Origin of the sequence: Streptococcus infantis, assembly GCF_047465035.1 — a bacterium.
GTDB classification, from domain to species: domain Bacteria; phylum Bacillota; class Bacilli; order Lactobacillales; family Streptococcaceae; genus Streptococcus; species Streptococcus infantis_T.
On record NZ_JASHAQ010000052.1, the window covers coordinates 1 to 740 of the forward strand.

Here is a 740-nt window from a genome sequence, read left to right on the forward strand (position 1 = left end):
AAACAGTATCTGTAACAGCGACAGATGACGCAGGTAACACATCAGATGCGACAACAGCAACCGTAGCGAAAGCCGATGATAAGACAGCTCCAGCAGCCCCAGTTGTGAACCCAGTTAAAGCAGGTGACACAGCAGTAACAGGTACAGCTGAAGCAGGTTCAACCGTCGAAGTCACTCTTCCAAATGGTGATAAAGTATCAGCTAAAGCTGACCAAGATGGCAACTTCAGTGTTCCAGTTAGCGGTTTGGAAGAAGGTAAGACAGTCTCAGTAACAGCGACAGATGACGCAGGTAACACATCAGATGCGACAACAGTAACCGTAGCGAAAGCCGATGATAAGACAGCACCAGCAGCCCCAGTTGTGAACGATGTTAAAGAAGGTGATAAAGCTGTTTCAGGAACAGCAGAACCAGGAACAATCGTTGAAATCACTCTTCCAAATAGTGAAACAGTTACTGTTACTACAAATGAAGCTGGTCTCTTCTATCTTCCAGTTATGGGCTTGAAAGCTGGTGATAAAGTGACTGCCGTAGCAAAAGATGCATCAGGCAATACATCAACTCCAACAGAGAAAACAGTTGGTAAAGGTGATGGTAAGGATGCGGATAATGTTAAAGTACCAGCTCTTACTCCAGTAGTAGATCCTAACAACTTGACAGATGCAGAAAAAGCTAAAGTAGCTGAAGAAGTTAAGAAAGCTAACCCAACTGCGACAGATGTTAAAGTTAACAATGACGGA

General features: G+C 44.2%; 1 protein-coding gene. It reads left to right on the plus strand.

The features are described 5' to 3' along the window. On the plus strand, positions 1-740 hold a 740-nt coding region (locus QM406_RS10040; RefSeq protein WP_414274125.1), incomplete at both ends, for an Ig-like domain-containing protein.